Origin of the sequence: Planococcus sp. YIM B11945, from assembly GCF_050864155.1 — a bacterium.
In the GTDB taxonomy this organism is placed as follows: Bacteria; Bacillota; Bacilli; order Bacillales_A; family Planococcaceae; genus Planococcus.
This window is the reverse complement of record NZ_JBOZWR010000004.1, coordinates 211,262-234,120: the sequence shown is the minus strand read 5'-3', so window position 1 is coordinate 234,120 and position 22,859 is coordinate 211,262. Positions and strand designations below refer to the sequence as shown.

The 22,859-nt window shown below is 45.4% G+C and carries 16 protein-coding genes; 14 read left to right on the top strand and 2 right to left on the bottom strand.

Annotated features, from left to right (window positions below):
- The first annotated feature begins 310 nt into the window (after positions 1-310).
- From ACRRQV_RS09140 to ACRRQV_RS09080, 13 genes are all read left to right on the top strand, one after another.
- The gene (locus ACRRQV_RS09140; protein ID WP_432529962.1) at positions 311-667 is read left to right on the top strand and encodes a helix-turn-helix domain-containing protein; all 357 of its coding nucleotides are present in this window, start codon (positions 311-313) and stop codon (positions 665-667) included.
- A gap of 247 nt (positions 668-914) precedes the next feature.
- On the top strand, positions 915-1,430 hold the full coding sequence (locus ACRRQV_RS09135; RefSeq protein ID WP_432529960.1) for a hypothetical protein: 516 nt from the start codon (positions 915-917) through the stop codon (positions 1,428-1,430).
- Between the two features lie 73 nt (positions 1,431-1,503).
- The gene (locus ACRRQV_RS09130) at positions 1,504-1,992 is read left to right on the top strand and encodes a DUF4334 domain-containing protein (protein WP_432529958.1); all 489 of its coding nucleotides are present in this window, start codon (positions 1,504-1,506) and stop codon (positions 1,990-1,992) included.
- A gap of 278 nt (positions 1,993-2,270) precedes the next feature.
- Complete coding sequence (gene recQ, locus ACRRQV_RS09125; protein ID WP_432529956.1) at positions 2,271-4,037, top strand: DNA helicase RecQ; 1,767 nt, start codon at positions 2,271-2,273, stop codon at positions 4,035-4,037.
- A gap of 205 nt (positions 4,038-4,242) precedes the next feature.
- The gene (gene gltB / locus ACRRQV_RS09120) at positions 4,243-8,829 is read left to right on the top strand and encodes a glutamate synthase large subunit (RefSeq protein WP_432529954.1); all 4,587 of its coding nucleotides are present in this window, start codon (positions 4,243-4,245) and stop codon (positions 8,827-8,829) included.
- A gap of 55 nt (positions 8,830-8,884) precedes the next feature.
- The gene (locus tag ACRRQV_RS09115; RefSeq protein WP_432529952.1) at positions 8,885-10,372 is read left to right on the top strand and encodes a glutamate synthase subunit beta; all 1,488 of its coding nucleotides are present in this window, start codon (positions 8,885-8,887) and stop codon (positions 10,370-10,372) included.
- Positions 10,373-10,625: 253 nt separating this feature from the next.
- Complete coding sequence (locus ACRRQV_RS09110) at positions 10,626-11,057, top strand: hypothetical protein (protein ID WP_432529951.1); 432 nt, start codon at positions 10,626-10,628, stop codon at positions 11,055-11,057.
- 86 nt (positions 11,058-11,143) lie between these two features.
- The gene (locus tag ACRRQV_RS09105; RefSeq protein ID WP_432529949.1) at positions 11,144-12,049 is read left to right on the top strand and encodes an HD domain-containing phosphohydrolase; all 906 of its coding nucleotides are present in this window, start codon (positions 11,144-11,146) and stop codon (positions 12,047-12,049) included.
- 129 nt (positions 12,050-12,178) lie between these two features.
- Complete coding sequence (locus ACRRQV_RS09100) at positions 12,179-12,697, top strand: hypothetical protein (protein WP_432529947.1); 519 nt, start codon at positions 12,179-12,181, stop codon at positions 12,695-12,697.
- 111 nt (positions 12,698-12,808) lie between these two features.
- The gene (locus ACRRQV_RS09095; protein ID WP_432529945.1) at positions 12,809-14,260 is read left to right on the top strand and encodes a circularly permuted type 2 ATP-grasp protein; all 1,452 of its coding nucleotides are present in this window, start codon (positions 12,809-12,811) and stop codon (positions 14,258-14,260) included.
- Complete coding sequence (locus ACRRQV_RS09090; RefSeq protein ID WP_432529943.1) at positions 14,260-16,143, top strand: alpha-E domain-containing protein; 1,884 nt, start codon at positions 14,260-14,262, stop codon at positions 16,141-16,143. Before ACRRQV_RS09095 ends, ACRRQV_RS09090 begins: the two co-directional genes overlap by 1 nt.
- A gap of 144 nt (positions 16,144-16,287) precedes the next feature.
- On the top strand, positions 16,288-17,733 hold the full coding sequence (locus ACRRQV_RS09085; protein ID WP_432529941.1) for a DEAD/DEAH box helicase: 1,446 nt from the start codon (positions 16,288-16,290) through the stop codon (positions 17,731-17,733).
- 266 nt (positions 17,734-17,999) lie between these two features.
- A complete protein-coding gene (locus ACRRQV_RS09080) occupies positions 18,000-18,554 on the top strand; it encodes a 3D domain-containing protein (protein WP_432529939.1) in 555 nt (184 codons plus the stop codon).
- An 84-nt stretch (positions 18,555-18,638) separates the two neighbouring features.
- Here the strand turns inward: ACRRQV_RS09080 and ACRRQV_RS09075 are convergent, their stop codons facing one another.
- Positions 18,639-20,981, bottom strand: coding sequence for an immune inhibitor A domain-containing protein (locus ACRRQV_RS09075; RefSeq protein ID WP_432530779.1), 2,343 nt, complete (start codon positions 20,979-20,981; stop codon positions 18,639-18,641).
- A 230-nt stretch (positions 20,982-21,211) separates the two neighbouring features.
- The gene (locus tag ACRRQV_RS09070) at positions 21,212-21,445 is read right to left on the bottom strand and encodes a DUF378 domain-containing protein (RefSeq protein ID WP_432529936.1); all 234 of its coding nucleotides are present in this window, start codon (positions 21,443-21,445) and stop codon (positions 21,212-21,214) included.
- 560 nt (positions 21,446-22,005) lie between these two features.
- Here ACRRQV_RS09070 and ACRRQV_RS09065 point away from each other — a divergent pair.
- Positions 22,006-22,833, top strand: coding sequence for a MurR/RpiR family transcriptional regulator (locus ACRRQV_RS09065; RefSeq protein ID WP_432530777.1), 828 nt, complete (start codon positions 22,006-22,008; stop codon positions 22,831-22,833).
- Positions 22,834-22,859 lie beyond the last annotated feature (26 nt).

Genomic DNA, 22,859 nt, shown 5'->3' with positions numbered 1-22,859 from the left:
GGCTTTGTCACATACTTTGCAAGAAAATATTCCCAAATCATTTATTGCATCATTTCTATTGTCTGAATAATTTACTTTTTATTTTGCAACCTTAATTATAGTGATTTTAATAGGAAAATACTAGTTTTACGACAATCAGGAGAATCAAAGTATTATATCAAGAAAAATCACATGAACAAAAGCAGAATAAAGTAATATTTCACTAAATATTCACATTTTTTAAAAGAATTATACAAATATATTGTATTTTGTCTTATAATGCAGTATATTTTAAATAGTTAGAATTTAATAGAGAAAGTTGGAACGAGAGATGAAAGAACTAGGGGAACGACTTAGAAAATTTAGAGAGCAAAAAGGAACTACTGTAGAAGCTTTAGCAGAAGAAGTTGGCTTTGCAAAAAGCACCGTTTGGGCTTATGAGAGCGGAAAAAAACAAGTTTCAGTCAGCCATTTGGCTATATTAGCGGATTATTTTAATGTGTCGGTTGATGTGTTGCTTGGGCGTGTCGAGCGAACAATTAATGTGGACATTCAAAATACAACCGTTTTAAATGAATATACATTTCTGCTTGACAATAAACCGTTGAATAAAAAAGAAATTGCTGAAGCCGCTTCATACATTCAAGTTAAACGCCGTATGGGAAGCTATGGCGTTGCAACTGTTTAATAGGTTTATTTTATGAAAAAATGCCTGTCTCTTAATTGAGGCAAGGCATTTTTGCTTTAAATCAGGCTCTGCATAAGCTTTCATTTGCCATATCTGCAATTACTGGCAGGGGCACTTTTTTGAGAACATTTCTTAAAATAGGCATTAGCAGGAGCATTTAATGCAGACTGGTCAGAAAAATCTGATAAAATAAAAGGGAAGACACCGAATAACGGAATTTCAATTAGCTAAAAGCAGGTGGACGCCAATGGAACGCTATATCTTATATGAAACGTATCGCTTAGCCATGCTCATTGGCCATATCGAGCCTGCCGAGCTAATAAAGAAAATTGACGAGTTTATTGCTGAAAACCCTATTGAAGAAATTCCCCATGTTTTTTACGTGCTGTCCTTAGCCAGCAATCGGCGTGTGATGATCGAATTGTTGACAGAGTTGGCAACAGGCGTGGATGAAGAATTGCCAAGCTGCATTGTCGTGGGCCTTCTTTACAGAGATCGTGAGCGCTATACAATAGAAGAACTTTATCAGAAGGTGGGATTATTGGCTTCTTTATTGGTCGATCGGGATGGAGAAGTAGCAGCGGAGTTCAGCGAATTGAAAAAAGCATACGACGACGCACAAAAAGCTTACGGTTTAAGGTTCAAGAGGAAAAAAGCGAGGCAGCGAATGCTTGCCAAAAACGAGCTGGCGCTAGAAGAAGCATTAACTAAGTATGCCAAGTACGTGGCAGATTTCGAAAGCAAAGATTGGTGGCTTAAGTAAGGAAGATTCTGCAATTCGTACACAAACGGAATGGGCAATTGAACAGATTTTTTGACTGGGAGGCCACATACGGATGAACCAAATGAATTCAACAGCAGTGCTTCGGGCGGTTTTAGAAAAAGGCGGGTCGGATTTGCACACTGCGTGCCAATTGTTTGACCAGTGTGAAACGGTCGATTTGGAAACACTTCTCGGCACTTGGAAAGGGAGAGAATTCCACACCGGCCATCCACTGGACGGTGTGCTGAAATCGTTAAATTGGTATGGAAAAGCGTTTCATGATGCAGAAAATGTGGATCCCCTCTTATTTGAAAAAGGCGACGATATTATTGCGGTGGATCCGGTTCCGTTAATGGATAAGCGGAAATTGGCTAAAGCGATGGGCGGCAAAGCACGGATGCGCATGATGCGCTTCCGCGGAAAAGTGAGCGCGGCAATGATTTATGACAACTTGCCGATTCACGATCACTTCCGGAAAGTCCATGACGGGCTGCTGTTTTGCATGATGGATTGGAAAGGCGATAAACAGCCTTATTTTTTTATATTGGAAAAAGTGAAATAACAAGCTGGCTGCCGTGACCTCTAGGCAGCTAGCTTGTTTTTCTCTATAAGTTGAACATCATTATTAATGGGTTGCTGCTATTCAGCAAAACACCTTTGCGGCGAGCTTGCGCAAAAGAAGCACTCTTTAATGTCTCGAAGCGGTGTATAGAAGGAAAATTCTAAAGTTCAGCTTATATAGACCGAATTAAAACCCGTTTTGATAATTCCGCAGAAAGAAAAATGAGGCGGATTTGTGGTAAGCTAAGTTCACGATATGAGCTATGGGAGTGTTTAATTTTGTTGGAAGAAGCAAGAAAGTTATTGCAGTCGTATTTTGGATATGAGACATTCCGGACGGGGCAGGAACAGGCGATTTCACAAGTTTTTGAAGGGCATAATTCGATATGCGTCATGCCAACAGGCGGCGGAAAATCTATGTGCTACCAAATACCAGCCTTGGTCATGGACGGTACGACCATAGTGGTTTCTCCGCTGATTTCGTTGATGAAGGACCAAGTGGATGCGCTGACGGCAGCGGGCATTCGGGCTGCGTACATCAACAGTTCGCTCGATTTCGAGGAAGTGCGGGAAACCCTATACGATGTTCAGCGCGGCGCCATCAAATTATTATATATCGCGCCGGAGCGGCTGGATTCGCAAATGTTTCTGGATGAACTGCAGGGTGTTCATGTACCGTTAATTGCCGTGGATGAAGCGCATTGTATTTCGCAATGGGGCCATGATTTCCGGCCGAGCTATCGGCTGATCAGCCGGATGGTGGATTTGTTTCCAAACAATCCGACGGTCTTGGCTTTGACCGCTACAGCGACTCCTCAAGTGCGTGAAGACATTTGCCGCATTTTGGATATTGAAGAGCAGCATACAGTGATGACCGGTTTTGAACGCGCCAATTTGACGTTTTCCGTTATCCGCGGGCAGGACCGTGAACGCTTTGTGAAAGAATACGTACAGAAAAATATTAGCGAAGCGGGCATTATTTATGCGGCTACCCGAAAAACGGTCGATGCGGTTTACGACATGCTGCTTAAAAAAGGCATTAAAGCCGCAAAATACCACGCAGGCATGCCGGACATCGAGCGGAAGAATGGGCAAGAGCAATTTTTGAACGATGAAGTGACCGTTATGGTCGCAACCAACGCATTCGGTATGGGAATCGACAAATCGAATATTCGCTATGTGATTCACTACCAGTTGCCGAAAAATATGGAAAGCTACTACCAGGAGGCCGGGCGCGCCGGGCGGGACGGCTTGCCGAGCGAATGCATCGTCTTATATGCTTCTCAAGACGTTCAAACCCAGCGGTTCTTAATCGATCAGGCGCAGGATCCGAGCCGGATTCCGAGTGAACTGGTGAAACTCCAAGGCATGGTGGACTATTGCCATACGGAAAACTGCCTGCAGCAATTCATCATTCATTATTTTGGCGACTTGGCGGCACAACCGTGCGGCCATTGCGGCAATTGCCTTGATGAACGGGAAAGCCAGGACGTGACGAAAGACGTTCAAATGGTGCTGTCGTGCGTTGTCCGGATGGGGCAGAAATTCGGCAAGATGATGACCGCGCAAGTGCTGACCGGTTCACGGAATAAAAAAGTGCTGGATTTTGGTTTTGACAAACTGTCTACGTATGGCATTTTAAAGCATCAAAGCACAAAGGAAGTAGCGAATTTAATGGAATTTATGATTTCCCAAGATTTGCTCGCTGTGGAACAAGGCGCTTACCCAACCGTTTACGTACCCGATGGCGGTCGGGACGTGCTTTTAGGTAAACGAAAAGTGCTGCGCAAAGGAGCGGTGATTACGAAACAAATTTCGGATAACGACCCGCTCTTTGAAGAATTGCGGAAAGTGCGGAAGCAATTGGCGGATGAAGCAGGCGTGCCGCCGTTTGTTATTTTTTCGGATAAGACCTTGCAGGATATGTGCGCACGCCGGCCGCAGAACGAAGATGAATTTTTGGAAGTCAACGGCGTCGGAGCCAACAAACTTGAGAAGTACGGAGAGCCTTTCCTGACAGCCATCCAAGCGTTTAAAGTTATTTAAAAATAATAAAATACAAACGAAAAAGTCCCTAACCAAAGGGGCTTTTTTTTATTTTTGAGCGCCAAAAAGCTGCCACAACAATATTAAATGTAAGCGTTTACAAATAAATCGATAATTTGCAACTGTTTGAATTTTATATTTATGCAATGCTGTGATATACTATACGAATATTGTGACACTTTAGTGGACTAAAGGAGGCGATTTCATGAAAAAGAAAGAATACCCCGTCCAGCAAGGGCTTTATCATCCGGACCAAGAGCATGAAGCATGCGGAATTGGGATGATTGCAAATATAAACGGCGAACGCTCGCATGCGATTGTTCAAAACGCTATTAACATCCTTTGCAACCTCGAACATCGTGGGGGGCAGTCTTCGGATACCAGTACAGGCGATGGAGCGGGAATTTTAACACAAATTCCGCACCGTTTTTTCCTCAAGCAATGTGAAAAAGAAGGCATTCAATTGCCTGGAGAAGGAAGATATGGCGTCGGCATGGTTTTCATGCCGCAAGATTACGATATCCGGATCCAAGCAAAAGAAATCATGGAGCGCATTGTCACTGAGGAAGGCCAGACGTGTTTAGGATGGCGCGCTGTTCCGGTAAACGATGCATTTGTTGGAAAAGTAGCGCAAAAAACAAAACCGGTTATACGCCAATTATTCATTGAAGCAGCAAAAGAGCTAAATGACCACAAAGCGATTGAGCGCAAGCTGTATGTAATCCGCAAACGGATCGAGAGGGAAATGGAAAGCGCTGAGGAGTATAAAGATGTTTACTTCAGCAGCCTTTCTTCAAGCACAATTGTCTACAAAGGCATGCTCATTCCCGAACAATTGGATTCGTTTTATATCGATCTAAATCACCCTGAATTCAAGTCGGCGCTCGCGCTTGTCCATTCCCGGTTCAGCACCAATACATTTCCGAGCTGGCAGCGTTCCCATCCAAATCGGTATTCCATCCACAACGGCGAATTTAACACGTTGAGAGGAAACGTCAACTGGATGCGCGCGCGCCAAGCGCTTTGCACCTCTCCTTATTTTAATGAACTCGAGCTTCAAAAAGTGTTGCCTGTCATTGATGAAACAGGAAGCGACTCCTCGATGTTTGACAATTGTTTTGAATTTCTTCATTTATCCGGCCGTTCCCTTGCCCATACTGCCATGATGATGGTGCCCGAACCTTGGGTAAATGATCCGACAATCAAGCAAGAGAAAAAGGACTTCTATGAATATCACAGTACGTTGATGGAGCCTTGGGATGGTCCGGCAGCGCTCGTCTTTACAGACGGCAAGCAAATTGCAGCTTGTTTAGACCGCAACGGCTTGCGTCCGGCACGCTATTACGTCACCAAAAGCGGCATGATCGTGCTCGGCTCGGAAGTTGGAGCGCTTGATATATTTGCCGACGATATTGTCTCCAAAGACCGCCTGCAGCCGGGAAAAATGCTGGTCATCGATTTGGAAGTAGGAAAAATTATTCCGGATGAGGAAATCAAACTGCAAATTGCGGCCGAATACCCGTATAAAGATTGGCTGGAGAGCCATATGCTGAGCTTAGACAGCTTGCCTGAGCCAACTTCCAAACCCAGCTACACAGAAACGGAAGGGTTGCTTGAACAACAGCAAGCCTTTGGCTATACGACAGAAGAGCTGCAAAAAATCATCAAGCCCTTGGCGACAGAAGGGAAAGATCCGGTCGGTTCCATGGGCTATGATTCACCGCTTGCTGTATTGTCGAAAAAACCGCAGCTCCTATTTAACTACTTCAAACAGCTTTTTGCCCAAGTCACGAATCCGCCGCTTGATGCCATCCGGGAACATGTAATCACCGCTGCACGCACGACCATTGGGGCAGAAGGCAATCTTGTTGAACCGGGGCCGGAAAGCAGCTGCCATATTCGTTTGGAAACCCCCATCGTAACAAATGTACAGCTTGAGGCATTGCGCCAACAGCGCCTCAACGAATTTCAAGCGGTCACGTTGCCGATTTTATTTCCTGCAGCAGGCGGGTACGAAGCCATGGAACAGGAACTGGAATCGTTGTTTGCAAAAGCGGACGCGGCGCATGCAAGTGGTGCCACGCTGCTGATCTTGAGCGACCGTGGAGTAAACCGGGAGTTTGCGGCCATTCCGTCGCTTCTTGCGGTTTCTGGTCTGCATCATCATTTGATCCGTGCAGGCGTCCGGACAAAAGTCAGCATCCTGTTGGAATCCGCTGAACCGCGGGAGGTCCATCATTTCGCCGCTTTGCTGGGCTACGGGGCAGAAGCGATCAATCCTTATTTGGCGTTTCGGTCAATTGAAGAGCTGATTGCCATGAATGACATTGTCGATGTCACTTTTGAACAAGCAGAACAAACCTACATTAAAGGAATCACGGATGGCATTGTGAAAGTGTTGTCGAAAATGGGGATTTCCACCATTCAAAGTTACCGGGGCGCCCAAATTTTCGAGGCGGTTGGCATTCATATGGATGTCATAGATAAATACTTTACGCGAACGTCGTCCCGCCTGGGCGGCATCGGAATAGCTATCATTGCAAAAGAAGTATTGATGCGCCATGCACAAGCCTATCCGGAAAGAGAAGGCGGCAACCGGTCGCTGTATGCGGGAGACGAGTTCCAATACCGCGAAAAAGGCGAAGACCACCAATACAATCCCGTTACTATTCATATGCTCCAGCAAGCTTGCCGGACAAACAATTATGAAGCGTTCCAAAAATACACCCGGCTGCTGACGGATGAAAAAGCCAATTTGCAATCCATCCGAGGTTTGCTGTCGTTTAAAAAACAGACGCCAGTCCCAATTGATGAAGTAGAATCAATAGAAGAAATTTGTGCCCGCTTTAAAACAGGGGCTATGTCCTACGGTTCGATCAGCGCCGAAGCACACGAAGCACTGGCGATTGCGATGAACCGCATCGGCGGACGAAGCAATTCCGGAGAAGGCGGCGAACAAATCGCACGTTTTACGCCGGACGATAACGGCGACAATCGCCGTAGCGCCATCAAACAAGTGGCTTCCGGCCGCTTTGGCGTCACGAGCCATTATCTGGTGAATGCCGATGAAATTCAAATCAAAGTGGCCCAAGGGGCGAAACCTGGAGAAGGCGGCCATTTGCCCGGCAAAAAAGTATACCCGTGGATTGCCGAAGTCCGGGGCTCGACTCCGGGAGTGGAACTGATTTCCCCACCGCCTCATCACGACATTTATTCCATTGAAGATCTTGCTGAACTGATTTTCAATTTGAAAAATGCCAATCCGTCTGCCCGCATCAGCGTCAAGCTCGTATCCGCAGTCGGCGTTGGGACCATTGCGGCGGGTGTGGCGAAAGGGCGTGCGGACGTTGTTTTGATCAGCGGTTATGACGGCGGAACCGGTGCGGCGCCGAAGACGAGTTTGAAGCACACAGGGCTACCTTGGGAAATCGGGCTTGCGGAAACGCACCAAACGCTCCTGCTGAACGGGTTGCGCGACAGGATTGTTGTGGAAACAGACGGCAAAATGATGACGGGGCGCGACGTGGTTACGGCGGCGCTGCTTGGAGCAGAGGAATTCGGTTTTTCCACTGCCCCTCTTGTGGTGCTCGGCTGCATCATGATGCGCGTCTGCCATATGGATACTTGCCCGGTCGGCATTGCGACGCAAAATCCGGAGCTGCGCAAAAAATACATGGGAGATCCGGAACATGTCGCCAATTTTATGCGCTTTATCGCAAGGCAAACGCGCGAACTAATGGCAGAGCTTGGCTTCCGCACAATCAATGAAATGATTGGCCGCACCGATGTCCTTGAAGCTAACCGGGCGGTGGATCATTGGAAAGCTGGCGGACTTGATTTGTCGGCGCTTCTTTACCAGCCGGACCTGCCTGAAAAAGTCGGCCGCTATGCAACCGTCAAACAAGACCACGGGCTCGAACAAACGCTTGATTACCAAGAATTGCTGCCTCGCAGCCGAAAAGCGATTGAGAACGGGGAGCGCGTGGAAGTGACGACGGCGATTCGGAATATCCACCGGGCAACCGGGACGATCATCGGCAGCGCCGTTTCCAAGCGCTATGGAGCGGAAGGGCTGCCGGAAGATACGATCAATTTTAATTTCCAAGGATCAGCGGGACAGGCATTCGGCGCCTTTATCCCAAAAGGCATGACGCTGAAGTTAATTGGCGATGCCAATGATTTTGTCGGAAAAGGGCTGTCGGGCGGGAAAATCATCGTCTACCCAGCAAACGATTCGACCTTTATTCCAGAGAAAAATATCATTATCGGGAATGTCGCCTTTTACGGGGCATCTGCCGGTGAAGCATATATTTACGGAGTTGCAGGAGAACGCTTCGCTGTTCGAAACAGCGGGGCCGATATTGTGGTCGAAGGCGTCGGCGACCACGGCTGTGAATACATGACGGGAGGACGAGTTGCAATACTCGGCAAAACCGGAAAAAACTTTGCGGCGGGCATGTCGGGCGGCATTGCGTATGTGCTCGATGAAGACACCTTGTTTGCAGGCAGATGCAATCCGGAGATGGTGCATTTGCAGGAATTGGCGGAGCCTGCCGAAATTGAAGACCTCCGCCTTATGCTTGAAAAGCATGAAGCATATACAGGCAGCGCAAACGCCAAACGCCTTTTGGCGCATTGGGACATTTTCGCATCCAAATTTATTCGGGTTATTCCGAAAGCGTACTTGAAAATCAACGAACGCATCAGCCAGCTGCAAAGCGGGGGCATGAGCAAGTTTGATGCAGAAATGGCGGCATTTGAAGAAAGCAAAATGGCGGGAGCCGGAAAATAACTAGCAGCCGGTTGACGGGCTGGCAACGGTTCGTTAGCGGTATGGGAGGGATACGATGGGGAAAGCGACTGGATTCATGGATTATAAACGCCAAACATTCAAGGAGCGAAATCCGGCAGAACGCGTCAACGATTGGACGGATTATACGGTCCCGCTGTCTGAAGACGAAGTGAGAAAACAAGGCGCGCGCTGCATGGACTGCGGCGTGCCGACTTGCCAATCCGGAATGGAGATAAGCGGAGCAACGACCGGCTGCCCGGTTTACCATTTAATTCCCGAGTGGAACGATTTAGTCTACCGGGGACAATGGAAAGAAGCGCTGCGCCGCGAACACGTCATGAATAACTTTCCGGAATTTACAGGCCTCGCTTGCCCGGCGCCGTGCGAAAGCGCCTGTGTGCTGGGAATCAACGAACCGCCTGTTGCCATCAGGACGATCGAACGTTCAATTATCGAAAGGGGATTTGCAGAAGGGTGGGTCGTGCCCGAACCGCCAAAAAGCCGCACCGGTAAAAAAGTGGCGGTCATCGGTTCCGGTCCCGCCGGACTTGCAGCAGCTGCCCAGTTAAACAAAGCGGGGCATCTGGTTACCGTTTTTGAAAAAAGCGACCGAGTCGGCGGACTTCTGACTTACGGCATACCTGAAATGAAATTATCCTATGACGTCGTAAAGCGCCGCGTCGATATTCTTGAACAAGAAGGCATAAGCTTTATCACCAATGCAGAAGTAGGCAAAGATGTTCCTGCAGCAGCATTGCGCAGCGATTTTGATGCCGTCATTCTGTGCACGGGAGCAACCGTGCATCGAGACATCCAAGTGGAAGGCCGGGAATTGAAAGGAATAGAGTTTGCCATGGATTTTCTTCATTCCAGCACAAAAAGCTTACTGGATTCCAATTTGCAAGACGGCCAGTATATTTCTGCGGAGGGGAAAGATGTCATTGTCATCGGCGGCGGCGATACGGGCACTGACTGCTTGGCGACTGCTGTGCGCCATAACTGCAGAAGCCTCGTTCAGTTCGATGTTTATGACAAAAAAGGAGCCGTTCGCGACGAAGTCGGCAATCCATGGCCGCAGTATCCAAAAATTCATCGCATTGAATATGGCCAAAAAGAAGCGGCCGCTGTTTTTGGAGAAGATCCGAGAGCGTATGCGGTCATGACGAAGAAATTCACCGGCGATGGCGAGGGCAACGTCAAAGAAGTGCATACAGTCAACGTGAAACTGAAAATTGACGCTCAAGGCAACCGCATCCGTGAAGAAATTACAGGCACGGAAAAAGTATGGAAAGCGGACTTGGTGCTGTTGGCTATCGGATTTAATGGGCCGGAGCAGCAATTGATTGACCAGCTCGCTATCGAAACGAACGCCGATTCTACCGTTAAAGCGGCATACGGCAAATACACGACCAATGAGGAAGGTGTTTTTGCGGCAGGCGATATGCGCCGCGGCCAAAGCTTAATCGTTTGGGCCATCAACGAAGGGCGTGAAGCAGCCAGGGAATGCGACCGCTTTTTGATGGGGGCGACTGTACTTCCGTGAATAAGAACCAATCAGAATTCACTTCTGGTTGGTTTTTATGTAGGCAATTGGAAATTAATTAAATTTTTAATTAAATTAAGAGAATATTTAGAAATATATTGTCCTTTGTACCTAGTTCGTCTATACTAGTTATGAGTGAGACTGCGCGGTTTGAATTTATTATACATAATGAAGGCACCTTTAGAGTCGGCATTATTTTACCATTCAAAAAGTGCGGGAATCGCTACATTGACAAGGATGAGGAGGAAAAAACATGTTGAAAAAAAGTATGATGGCTGTATTGTTTTCTTTGGTCTTAGCTTTCATGGCAAGCACTTCAGCGTTTGCTGCAGAAGCTCCGGCTAGCCCAGACGTAGAAAAGGCATTAGTTGAAATCGAAAAAACAAATGCTCAAATCTATGACGAAATTGAAAAAGCTCAAGAAAAATCGTATGAGCTGTATGACAAATACGTCGAAGATGCCGCGAAAGCAAAAGACGAGAAAAAAGTAGAAGGCTTGACACAAAAGTTCGAAGAGGAAACAGTTAAACTGATTTCTGACTTGGATCATAAGACTCAGGACATGACGCAAAAAGGCGTTGAAAAAGCGTCAAAAGCAGGCATTGAAGTAGAAATCGAATGGGTTCCCGTGCAATTTGCGGACCGTGTAGCTTTGATTGATCCATTGCGTGTAGTGGGCTGGTAAAATCAGTTGGCTAAAAAAGAATAGTTGAAGTAATATGAGAGTATAGAGAATCTATACTCTCATATTTTTTATAAGGGCGTGTAATAGTGAAAGGCTTGGACATTTTAAAGAACGGATACTTGGAGAAAGTGAAAAACGGATCGACTACTTTAAGTTTGTTAGGCCGCGGCGAAGGAATTGAGTTTATTAAGCAAGCTTTTCAAAAAGATAGTTTGATTGTTCTTTTTCCTGGTGAGGAATCAGATGTCCAGGAGTTTTATTATATTTTAACTGGCGAAATTGAAACAGAAATAAATGGCGATAAAGTGGTTCTTGGCAAAGACGATGTTTTTTCAGCGAAAAATCTAGAGGGAATTGTCCAATTTATAGCAAAAACGGATGTAATCCTCCTCTCCATTTCTACAGCTCCAGCCTTTCATTACCTCAGCAACGAAATCAATGAACTCCGCCAAGTCGGCGAAGCAGTGGAGAAAAAAGATAAATATACATTTCAACACAGCACCCGAGTGGCTAACTTATCCGTAAAAACTGCTGCAAAAATGAATTTGCCGAAAAATCAAATGGAAGATTTGCTTTTGGCAGCCATTCTTCATGATATTGGGAAGATTAATATACCGGAAGAAGTGTTAAAGAAACCAAACAAATTAACCGACGAAGAGTTTGCTATGATTAAAAAGCACCCTGGCGACGGTGCAGCTATGATCCGTAAAACGGCTTACGCAGACCTTGCAGACATTGTCGAACAGCACCATGAGCGAATCAATGGAAGAGGATATCCGTTCGGCTTGAAAGGTGATGAAATTTTGCTTGAAGCGAAAATCATTGGCGTTTGCGATACGTTTGATGCGATGACAGAAGATCGGGCTTACCGCAAAGCGTTCTCAGCCGAATATGCCTTGAATGAGATTAAAAGTCTTATTGGGACTCACTACGATGAAGAAGTCGTCGCAGCTTTTGAGAAAGTATTGCAGCAAGAAGGTAAAATCAACTGAATAGACCTCTACTTAGACACCCATTTTATTAAACGAGGTGTCTTTATTTTTTCTTATTTCATGTTTAAAAAAATTAGGTTTAGTCAATACTAAGACAAAAGTAAATTTAACAATGAGGAGGAACGCGATATGGCTAGAAGTGGTGGAGGAGTTTTCGGCAAGCTGATATTACTGGGAGTAGGTGCGGTAATTGGTGCAGCGATGACTCAGAAAAAAACAGAGTCAGGCGGTACTTCACAAGCAACCAACTTAAAAGAAAATGTGAAAAAAGGACTGGATCGTTTCAATGAACAATCAGGCGGCATGGTCGACAAAGTAAAACCTGGAGTCAACAAAGCTGTAGAAGCGGTAAAAGGTGCGATTGAAGGCCAACAGAAAATGATGGACCAAGAAAAAGACATGCTTGATAAAGCGAATGATACGCTGCAAAAAGATGTAGGCGAATCTTCCGGCGGAGCCAACACATCAAGCGAAACGTCAACAGGCACTTCGTCAACTTCCGCGCCAAGCGGCACGACAACGCCAAGCGGCGGCATTTATGGCGGAAGCACAGCCTATACAGAGTCTTTGAAAAAAGATTTGGCAGAGGATGAAGATAAAACAAAAAACAGTTCATCTTCAACCAATGACTCTACTTTCGGCAAATAAAACAAGTATAATAAAGAAACAAAAAGAAGCTATTGCTCGCGCTAATGAGCTGTAGCTTTTTTTCTCATCTTCATTTAATTGAAAATTCCATAAATTGAGAGGGGAACTTCTATGTTTAAATCGTATACGGCCAGTCCGTTTTTTGATGAAATGTTTACTCCTGAAGGAAAGCCAAAACCCCATTACCAAAAATTTCATGAGATTCTTTCTCGTTTTTCAGAAGATGAACTAAAAGAAAAACACGAAACTGCACAACTTTCCTTTTTAAGGCAAGGAATCACGTTTACGGTTTATAACAACAATGTCGGCACAGAGCGGACCATGCCATTTGATTTTGTTCCCATTATTATTTCTCCTGACGAATGGAAGACCATTGAAAAAGGCATGATTCAGCGCACCGAAGCCCTCAACCTTTTTCTAGAAGACATTTACCACAACCAGCGAATCCTCGAAGACAGAGTCATTCCAAGAAACCTAATCGAAGAAAACCCGTATTATTACGCCAAGCAAGTCAAAGGGATCGATATTCCGCTGCAAAACCATATTTTTTTAGCGGGAATTGATTTAATTCGGGATGAAAGTGGAAAATATCACGTATTGGAAGATAATTTGCGGAATCCATCGGGCATGTCGTATGTGTATCAAAACCGGTATGTGATGCGGCAAGTATATCCGGAGTTTTTTGCGAAACACGCGATTGAAACGCTTGAACACCAGCTGTCGCATTTGCACGAAGCGATTTTGGACCATGCGCCAGCATCTCGAAAAGACAAGCCTTTTGCGGTTTTGCTGACGCCCGGCATGTTCAATTCAGCGTATTATGACCATGTGTTCTTAGCGCAGCAAATGGGCATAGACCTGGTGGAAGGGCGCGATCTTCTTGTCAAAGACCACCTCGTCTATATGAAATCAATCCGTGGGCTCAAGCGTGTGGATATCATTTACCGCCGCATTGACGATGATTTTCTGGATCCGGAAGCTTTCCGGGAAGATTCAGCTTTAGGCGTCCCGGGGTTGGTTGGCGCCTACCGCAAAGGAAATGTTGCCATCTTGAACGGCATCGGCAATGGCGTTGCCGACGACAAAGCGATTTACGCTTATGTGCCGGACATGATCCGCTATTATTTAAAAGAAGAACCGATCATTGATAACGTTAAAACTTATTTGTTGGGCAACCCGGAGGAACGGGACTGGGTGCTCGACCATTTAGAAGAGCTTGTTGTGAAAAACGTGGGCGCATCTGGCGGCTATGATATGCTGATCGGTCCGCATGCAACGCCCGAGCTGATAGAAGAATTTCGGGCGAAAATCATTGAAACTCCCCATCAGTACATTGCCCAGCCGACGATTAAATTATCGCGGGCACCTGCTTTTCAAGGAAAGAGTTTTTACCCGTGCCACGTGGATTTGCGCGTGTTTGTCATGAGAGGCAAAGAAACGCGCGTCCTGCCAGGCGGTCTTTCGCGCGTGGCGCTGAAAGAAGGATCGCTTGTCGTAAATTCTTCCCAAGGCGGCGGCGGGAAAGATACATGGGTATTCAAAGATGACAAGGGGGTTCTTTAATGCTTAGCCGAGTTGCAAATTCGTTGTATTGGATGTCCAGGAATGCCGAGAGAGCTGAGAGCAACGCCCGTATTTTAGACGTACAGCTGCTGCAGATGATTGAAGCTTCAGATGAAGAACTGCCTCGTGAAGGAGATTGGAAACTGATTTTTGAGATTTGCGCCTCTACTGAAATGATGCAGCAAATCAAGTCGGGTCCGGCTTATGGTGAAGAACAGCTGGTCGAATACTTGGCTTTATCAGAAGAAAACTTAAGTTCAGTAGCCACTTGTATCCGTATGGCGAGAGAGAATGCCAGAATCAGCCGCGACCACATTACCGATGATTATTGGGAATCCTGGAACAGCTGTTATTTGGCTATGCAGGAAATGCTGAATGGCCCGGTCTCCACGCGCGATATCCGCAAATTTCTAAACCGCGTGAAAATGACTTCACTGACTTCCCAGGGAATTGTGGAATCAGCCATGTCGCGCGGCGTCTCCTACCAGATGCTGAAAATTGGCAAGTGGCTGGAGCGCGCAGAAAAAACCGCCCGCATTTTAAACGTGGTCTGCGAACGCACTCGGGAGCGGGAACGTGAAGAGCAGACTGAAGATTATTATTATTGGCTCGCGGCACTCCGGATGACCAATGGCTATGAAGCGTATTTGAAAGCCAATCCCCCGAGAATGGATGCAAACAAGGTGCTGTGTTTCCTGATTTCGAATCGGGCGTTTCCTCGTTCCATCATTTACTGCCTTGACCATGTGCGGGAAGCAGTAGATGAGTTGGAAGGAGGAAAAGTTTCGCATTACTCATGGGAGCTGTTCGCAAAATTGGATCAGCTGCGGACCGATTTTGATCAGATCAGTATAGAAGAATTATCGTCAGATGAAATGATGGATTTTTTAAATCAGTTCCAAAACGGCTGCAACGAAATTGGTGAAATTTTTTCCAAAACCTATTATTTAATTGACCCTGCTGAAGCCGAAATACAAACAGCCCAAACTCAATCGCAAACGCAAACGTTGGGTACGAAAGGAATTACTTCTATGAAATATAAAATTGAGCATACGAATGTTTTTGAATACGAGACGATTGTCGACCAAAGCATGAATTCAATCCGCTTAAAGCCAAGAACAGACGAATGTCAGCGCCTGCTTTCTTATCGTGCTGAAATTGCTCCTGCTTCTGTAACGAAAGAGCATGTGGATATTTGGGGAAATCACGTGGAAACGTTTTTCATTGCGGAACATCACCGGCAATTGGAAGTGAAGACTTCTTCGATTGTCAGCATCCAAAAAAGCCCGTTCATACACCGGATTGATTATTCGCCTGAAATGAATGCAATTTTCCATTCCCAATTATTCAGCGAACATTATCTGGCTTACTTAAGCAATACAGCTTACACGTATATATCGCCTGATCAAATGAACCAAGTGGATGAGCGGCTGGGCGAAATGACCAATCCCGTCCAATATGCCATTGATGTGATGGGGTATTTAAACAATCACTTTACGTATGACGGCGAATCGACAAACGTTTCCACGAAAGCCGAAGAATCGTTCAGTTTGATGAAAGGGGTCTGCCAAGACATCACCCACGTGATGCTGGGCATTTTGCGCAATAAAAACATCCCGGCCCGTTATGTCAGCGGCTATTTGTACGTCGGCGAAAATTCGGCCTTGGTCGGCGATGCGGCGAGCCATGCCTGGGTCGAAGTGATGGTTCCCGGAATCGGCTGGGTCGGCCTCGATCCTACCAACAATGTGGAAGCGCTCGAACACCACATCCGGGTGGGAGTCGGACGGGACTATAACGATGTGAGTCCCGTGCAAGGCGTATACCGGGGCGGCAGCCAGTCGTTGGATGTCAAAGTATCCGTCAGTTTGATCGACCAATGAAATAAGGAGATCCAGTAGAGGTAAATGCCTTTGCTGGATTTTTTCGATAGCATAAAACTTAATAAATGTTTAATGAACAATTGCACAATTCCGTGGCATAATAAAAGGATATAGTTATTTTTGAACGGAGAAGGAGTTAATAATATGACGAACAAACATTTTACAGATTACGGGATAAGCGCCCCTATTTTGCGCACGCTCGAAGGACTCGGGTATACCGAACCAACCGAGGTTCAGGAAAAGGTCATTCCGCTTGCACTTGCCAAGACTGACGTAACAGTAAAGTCTCAAACCGGAAGCGGAAAAACGGCTGCATTCGGCATTCCGCTATGCGAACTGGTGGAGTGGGAAGAGAACAAGCCGCAGGCGCTCGTATTGACGCCTACGCGTGAACTTGCGGACCAAGTAAAAGAAGACATCACTAATATTGGCCGGTTCAAGCGCATTAAAGCAGCGGCTGTCTACGGCAAGCAGCCATTTGCTTATCAACAGGCGGAACTGAAACAGAAATGCCATATCGTCGTTGGGACTCCTGGGCGCGTTCTGGACCATTTGGAACGCGGGACGTTAAACATTGACCGCATCGAATACTTGGTGCTCGATGAAGCGGATGAAATGCTCAACATGGGATTTATTGAACAAGTTGAAGCGATTATTCAAAAGCTGCCGAAACAGCGGACGACGATGCTGTTTTCCGCGACGCTTCCGGAAAATGTCGCGAATTTGCAGCGCAAGTACATGAACAATCCGCAGCATGTGGAAATTGCATCAACTGAAACGTTGACAGACCAAATTGAACATTCTCTTTATACAGTTTCCGAGCAGCAAAAGTTTTCCCTGCTTCAAAACGTCACAGTTGTCGAAAACCCGGACAGCTGCATCATTTTCTGCCGGACGAAAGACAACGTCGACTATGTAGTGGACGAACTTGAAAAGCATGATTATACGGTAGACAAACTGCATGGCGGCATGATGCAAGAAGACCGGTTTGCCGTTATGAATGAATTCAAGCGAGGCGAATTCCGTTATTTGGTGGCTACTGACGTGGCAGCGCGCGGCATAGACATCGACAGCATCACACATGTTATCAACTACGACATTCCGTTAGAGAAAGAAAGCTATGTCCACCGGGCAGGGCGGACTGGACGGGCGGGAAAAAAAGGAAAAGCGATCACATTTGTGACGCCGCATGAAGAAAAATTCTTGCGGGAAATTGAATCGTTTATCGGTTTCGAAATTCCTCAAAAGCTGGCTCCTTCAACTGAAGAAGTCCGGGAAGCAAGAGACGCTTTCCAAGCAAAACTGGAAAGCCGCCCGCAGCTGAAGAAAAACAAAAACGAACAAGTAAACAAAGACATTTTGAAATTATACTTCAACGGCGGCAAGAAAAAGAAACTGCGCGCAGTTGATTTTGTTGGCACGTTGACGAGCATTCCAGGCGTTACCGCTGAAGATATTGGCATCATCAAAATCCAGGATACCGTTACCTATATTGACATTTTAAATGGCAAAGGGCCAATGGTTTTGAAGGCTATGAAAGAAAAAACGGTCAAAGGCAAAACCTTGAAAGTTCATAAAGCAAATAAATGATAAAAAGATAAAACGCCGTTAAAACGGCGTTTTTTTTCTTGGAAAACTGACATTTCCCGGGGAATAATGATACGAAGCGGCGATTCTTTCCCTGTTGATAGGTTTAGATAAGTCCCGTTATTTGGAATTAAATGAGCCTGAGCTAGTGAATATGTCATGAAAATTAGTCAAACTGTAACCAAATCGGAGTGGCTTTGTTACAAGACTGTAATCTTCACGTGTTATTTTGTTTGTACTTGCTAAACACAAACAAAGGAGAGAACAGCTTGAAAAAACTACTAATCGTAATGAGTTTTGCACTGATTTTATTCTTTGGAACCTCACTAGAAAGTTCAGCTGCATCAAGTACATATACCGTGAAAAGTGGAGACACACTATATAAAATTTCTAAAACAACAAAAGTCAGCGTGACAAACCTGAAATCTTGGAATGGTTTAAAATCAAGCACCATTCACCCAAAACAAAAACTAAAATTAACAAAACCAGCTGCTAAAAAGAAAACTCCTTCCCGCTCTACCGGAGATACTGTAGCGAAAGAAATTACCGTATCCTCAACAGCCTACACGGCATCATGCAAAGGATGCTCGGGCATTACTAGAACAGGACTTAATTTAAAGAAAAACCCTAACTTGAAAGTTATTGCTGTAGATCCGAAAGTCATCAAACTTGGCACAAAAGTTCATGTTCAGGGATATGGATACGCAGTTGCCGGCGATACTGGCGGCGCAATTAAAGGGAAAAAGATTGATGTGTTTATTTCTTCGAAAAGCCAGGCGCTCAAATGGGGCCGCAAAAACGTAAAAGTCAAAGTTTTAAAATAATCGTAAAAAGCCGGTCCTTCAAAGGGTCCGGCTTTTTCTATGCAAAAAAATCCTGCACAGCCGGATGGCCATGCAGGATATTAGTTATTTGTAGATCAGCACTTCGCTGACAGTGCCGTCTTTGCTTTCTCCGGTCACCTTGAATTTCAATCCATATGTCGGTACGTTGCGTCCGGCATCGACCATTCCCGGATTGCTGTAGTTGACACGGTCATCGAATAAAGGCGTGTTCTTTGTGTGCGTATCCTTCAGCGTAAGACCGAGCAAATCACGGTAATCCAAGAACATTTTAGAAGTTTTCTTCAAACTGAATGCCGCATCGTTCAATTGATAGCGAGTAGCGCCAGGAGAACCGTCGCTCCAATAGTTCGTGTGCTGGTCGGCATCAACTACGCCAAGGAAGCCTTCGCCTGGATGCAAACCGGTCCAGTTGTCATCGTAAGAAGGATCGACATACCAGACAACAAGCCCTTTGTCATAAGTCATCAAGCTTGCGCCGCGGCGGATGTTTGCAAGTCCTTCATCGACGCCGTTATGAGAGCGCCACTCGAGCAAGTAATAATGCTCAGTCGCAACGGTTCCATTGTCTTGAGTAAAGCCGGCAAGTGTGAACACTGGCGTTTTTTCTGCGTTATCCGAAACGATTGTTTTGCCATCTGCTGTAATTACCAAATCATCTGCATAAAAACCGGCTTGTGCGGTATAAGGATCGGTCCAATAGTTCAGCTCGACCGTAACGGATTGGCCGGCGTATTGGGACAAGTCAAAGCTTGCATCCACCCAGCCATTGGAAGTGCCGGTAATGCCGTCTCCCGGATTTTGGGCATTTGGATTTTCAGTGGTCGTGATATTGCCTTTGATGGTCTTGCCATTCACTTTAACGGACGCGTAATCCCAGTCTTTTTCGATGTCGTACCAAGCTTTGAATTTAAGTGCGGCCGTTTTTGATTTTGTCAAATCGACTTTTACGGACAATGAATTGTTTAAGTTATTGCCTTTGCCGCTGAAGTATTCTTTGCTTCCACTTGCAGGAGTGTTGACTTTCGTAATTTTATTCGGTAAATTGACGCGCACGGCATCGTTATTGGTGCCTTTCGTTGCCGCTTCATCAAGCAATACGGACGTGCCAGTCTTAGTTACGTATTTGGCATCGACGCTTGTTCCGCTCAACCAGTTGCCGCCATGGGCTGCTTGTAAAAATTCTTTTGCGTACGGGCTGAATCCAGTTGGTTCTGTCCCCGGAACATCTCCTGACCAACTGCCGCTGGCCATGATCGACCAGTACGCAACTGCTTCGCCAGTCCCCGAGTATTGCGTATCGTATTCATCCGGAAGGCCGAGGTCATGGCCGAATTCGTGTGCAAATACGCCGGCCGCTCCATCTTCAGGTTCAATGGTGTAATCATATGCTCCCAATTTGCCGCCAAAACGATCACTGTTTGATGTGCCTCCCGGTACGCCCACTAAACTGCCAAGGTTCCAGCGATGGGACCAGATTGCATCTCCAGCCAATTTGCCGCCGCCTGCTTCTTCGCCGACTCCTGCATGGATAACCATCAAGTGGTCGATGATGCCATCGGGTTCATTGTATGTGCCGTCTCCATCATAGTCGTCGCGGTCCCAAGCATCATATTCCGACAAGTCGACTTCAGGATCTTGGCCGGCTTTTTTCAACGCTTCAAAGACCAGTTCTCTGGCTCTTGCATCGCTGCCGTCTGGAGCCGGCACGTTGCCGCCGTAGTAAGCGGCAGGGTGGTCAGCGGTGTACCAGCCAGCAACCGTGCCGTCCATTGTGTAGCTGCCGCCGGACTGCTCTTCATAAAATTGTTTCATGGAGACGAATTTTTGGCCTTTTGGCCCTTTATAGCCTTTTTCTCCAAAAATCATGTTTTGGAAATGTTCATGTGTATAGTCTTCGTAGAACATATCGGTTTCTTCTTGGGTGATTGAGCTTTTTGCGTAGTCGGGGAAGTCAATGGCAAGCACGAGCACTTTGTCTTCGCGCACTGCACCTTCGTAATATTCTTCATCGATTGAATCGAGTTTTGTTTTTTTAGCTTTGCTGGCTTTGCCGTTTTTGAACTTTTTATTTTTGGCTTTTTCTTTCAAATGCTGGTCGTTTTTCTTGGAGAAGACAGAATTTCCTTTGTCACTCGAAGTAATTGACGCTTCTTTAGCTTCTTTGTACTTGTCCAAGGCTTTTTCAATTTGGGCAGGAGTCGCTTTTTGAGAAATGATGCCTTCTTTCTTGAGCATTTCAACTAAACGGTCATCATTGGCAATCCCGATATCTGCAGGAGTGCCGCCTTTCGATGCTTTAAACTGGGATAAAGCTGTTTCTGCCTGAGCCGTTGGGGCAGTGGAAAATCCACCCACCGTCATAGCACTAAACCCAAGAATAGCTGCCATGGCCGTGCTTGCAATCATCTTCGTCTTCAACCAAATTCCTCCTAGAGTTCTAATTTTCTCAACATTCAAAACATACTCTATAGAAACTGGTTTTACTAGAGGGATAAAGCAAAAAAGGAAAAATATACTAATAAAAATTCGTTTAACTAAATAAATAGAATCATTTATGGCGGAAGCGATTTACACATTTTTTGTAGACAAAAAAGATCTGCCAACCAATTAGGGATAGCAGATCTTCGAAAGAAAGATTATCGGCGAACGGAGTCATGGTGATGGTCGTGATTGACTAATGGCAAGAATCTAAAAGCATACAATGCACAAAGGCCGACAATTGTGTAAATGATTCTTGAAAAAGTAGATTTCTCTCCAACCTCGCCCCCAAAAATGGCTGCCACTAGATCGAACGAGAACAATCCGACCAATAGCCAATTCACGCCTCCAATAATCAGCAAGACGAGGACAACTTGATTTAATGCTTTCATGAGCTCACTCCCTTCCTTATTAAGTGGTGTAGTAGTTAGTTCGTTATACCTCTATTTATTTTATTTAAAACTTGGCGCACTCTGGAACGAGCTAATGCATATAAAAAATTATGGAATCAAATATGAGTGAAAAGTACACCTATGGAAAATTTGCATGATAATTATAGAGGTTTTGTGCCCGACATATACACCTTTAATCGTGAAAATCAGTAATTTTTTATAGTTTTTTGCTTGTCTTTTAGCAAAAGAATGAATGAAGAGTTTAATAGTCCCAGTTCTAGGGAATCTTTTTTCTAAGTTCACATTAAAATATTCTGCATCAAACTTCCTTAATTCGAATAATTAATTGAATTTATACCCTTCCTTTTCTCATAAGACAAACTGGGCAAAAAGAAGCCAATAAACGCTTCTTGCCTTGAAGAAAAAATTCGAAAATTGTTTGCGGAAATTAAATTAGATTAATTTTCAGAGAAACATTGCAGGAATTCCTGCATTATATTATAATTTTTTTAGATGTTTAAGCTTATTTTTGATGTGGAGGAGTATTTTTGCAGGATTTAATGCGGAATATAGAGAGTTCGTATAAGAGTTTTAGTTCTGGGCAAAAAAAGGTATGCGATCTTTTTTTTCAAGAACCCATTTATCTTGCATTTTCTTCTGCTTTAGAAGTTGGCAGGCGGGTGAATGTCAGTGAATCTACGGTGATTCGATGGGCGCAAAAGTTAGGCTATAGAGGGTATGCGGAATTTCAGCAGGTGCTTCAGCGGAAATTAGCTGAAGAACGCCTTGGGAAGATCGAACAGGAAAAATTGGAGCCGGACGAAAAGTCGTTTTTGGAAAACCTTTTGGATGCTGATATCTCAAGCCTTGTAAAAATGAAGAAATCCATCGATGAAGAAAAGCTGCTTCAAATAGTAGAGGCCATCAGCCGGGCAGAACGCATTTACATTACAAGCAATTTTTTTGATTTTGGCTTGGCTCATTGGTTTTCAACATGGCTAAATCTTGCGTTGGGCTTTAGCGAATTGCTCATGCCTTCAGATAGCCGGTATTTTAGTGTGCTGTCAAAATTAGAGGCGACGGATGTTGTGATTGCTTTTGCTTTTCCCCGGTATACAAAAGCAGTGATGGAAACGTTGAAGACGGCCAAAGAAGCTGGAGCAGAAGTGGTCGTTCTGACAGATTCCCTCGAATCGCCGGCGGTTGCCTATTCGGATATCGCCATTGCCGTTTCGGTGAACTCAAACTTGAACATCGATTCTTATACTGCCGTACATGCCTTATTAACTTCTATCATGCGCTTTGTCTATGTTAAAGAACATGCGAAAGTAAAAGGGAATTTGATGGATTTGGAAGCTGTCTACAGAGACAAGGACGTCTTTTATTAATGCATTTTCCTTATTGGAAAGTCCCG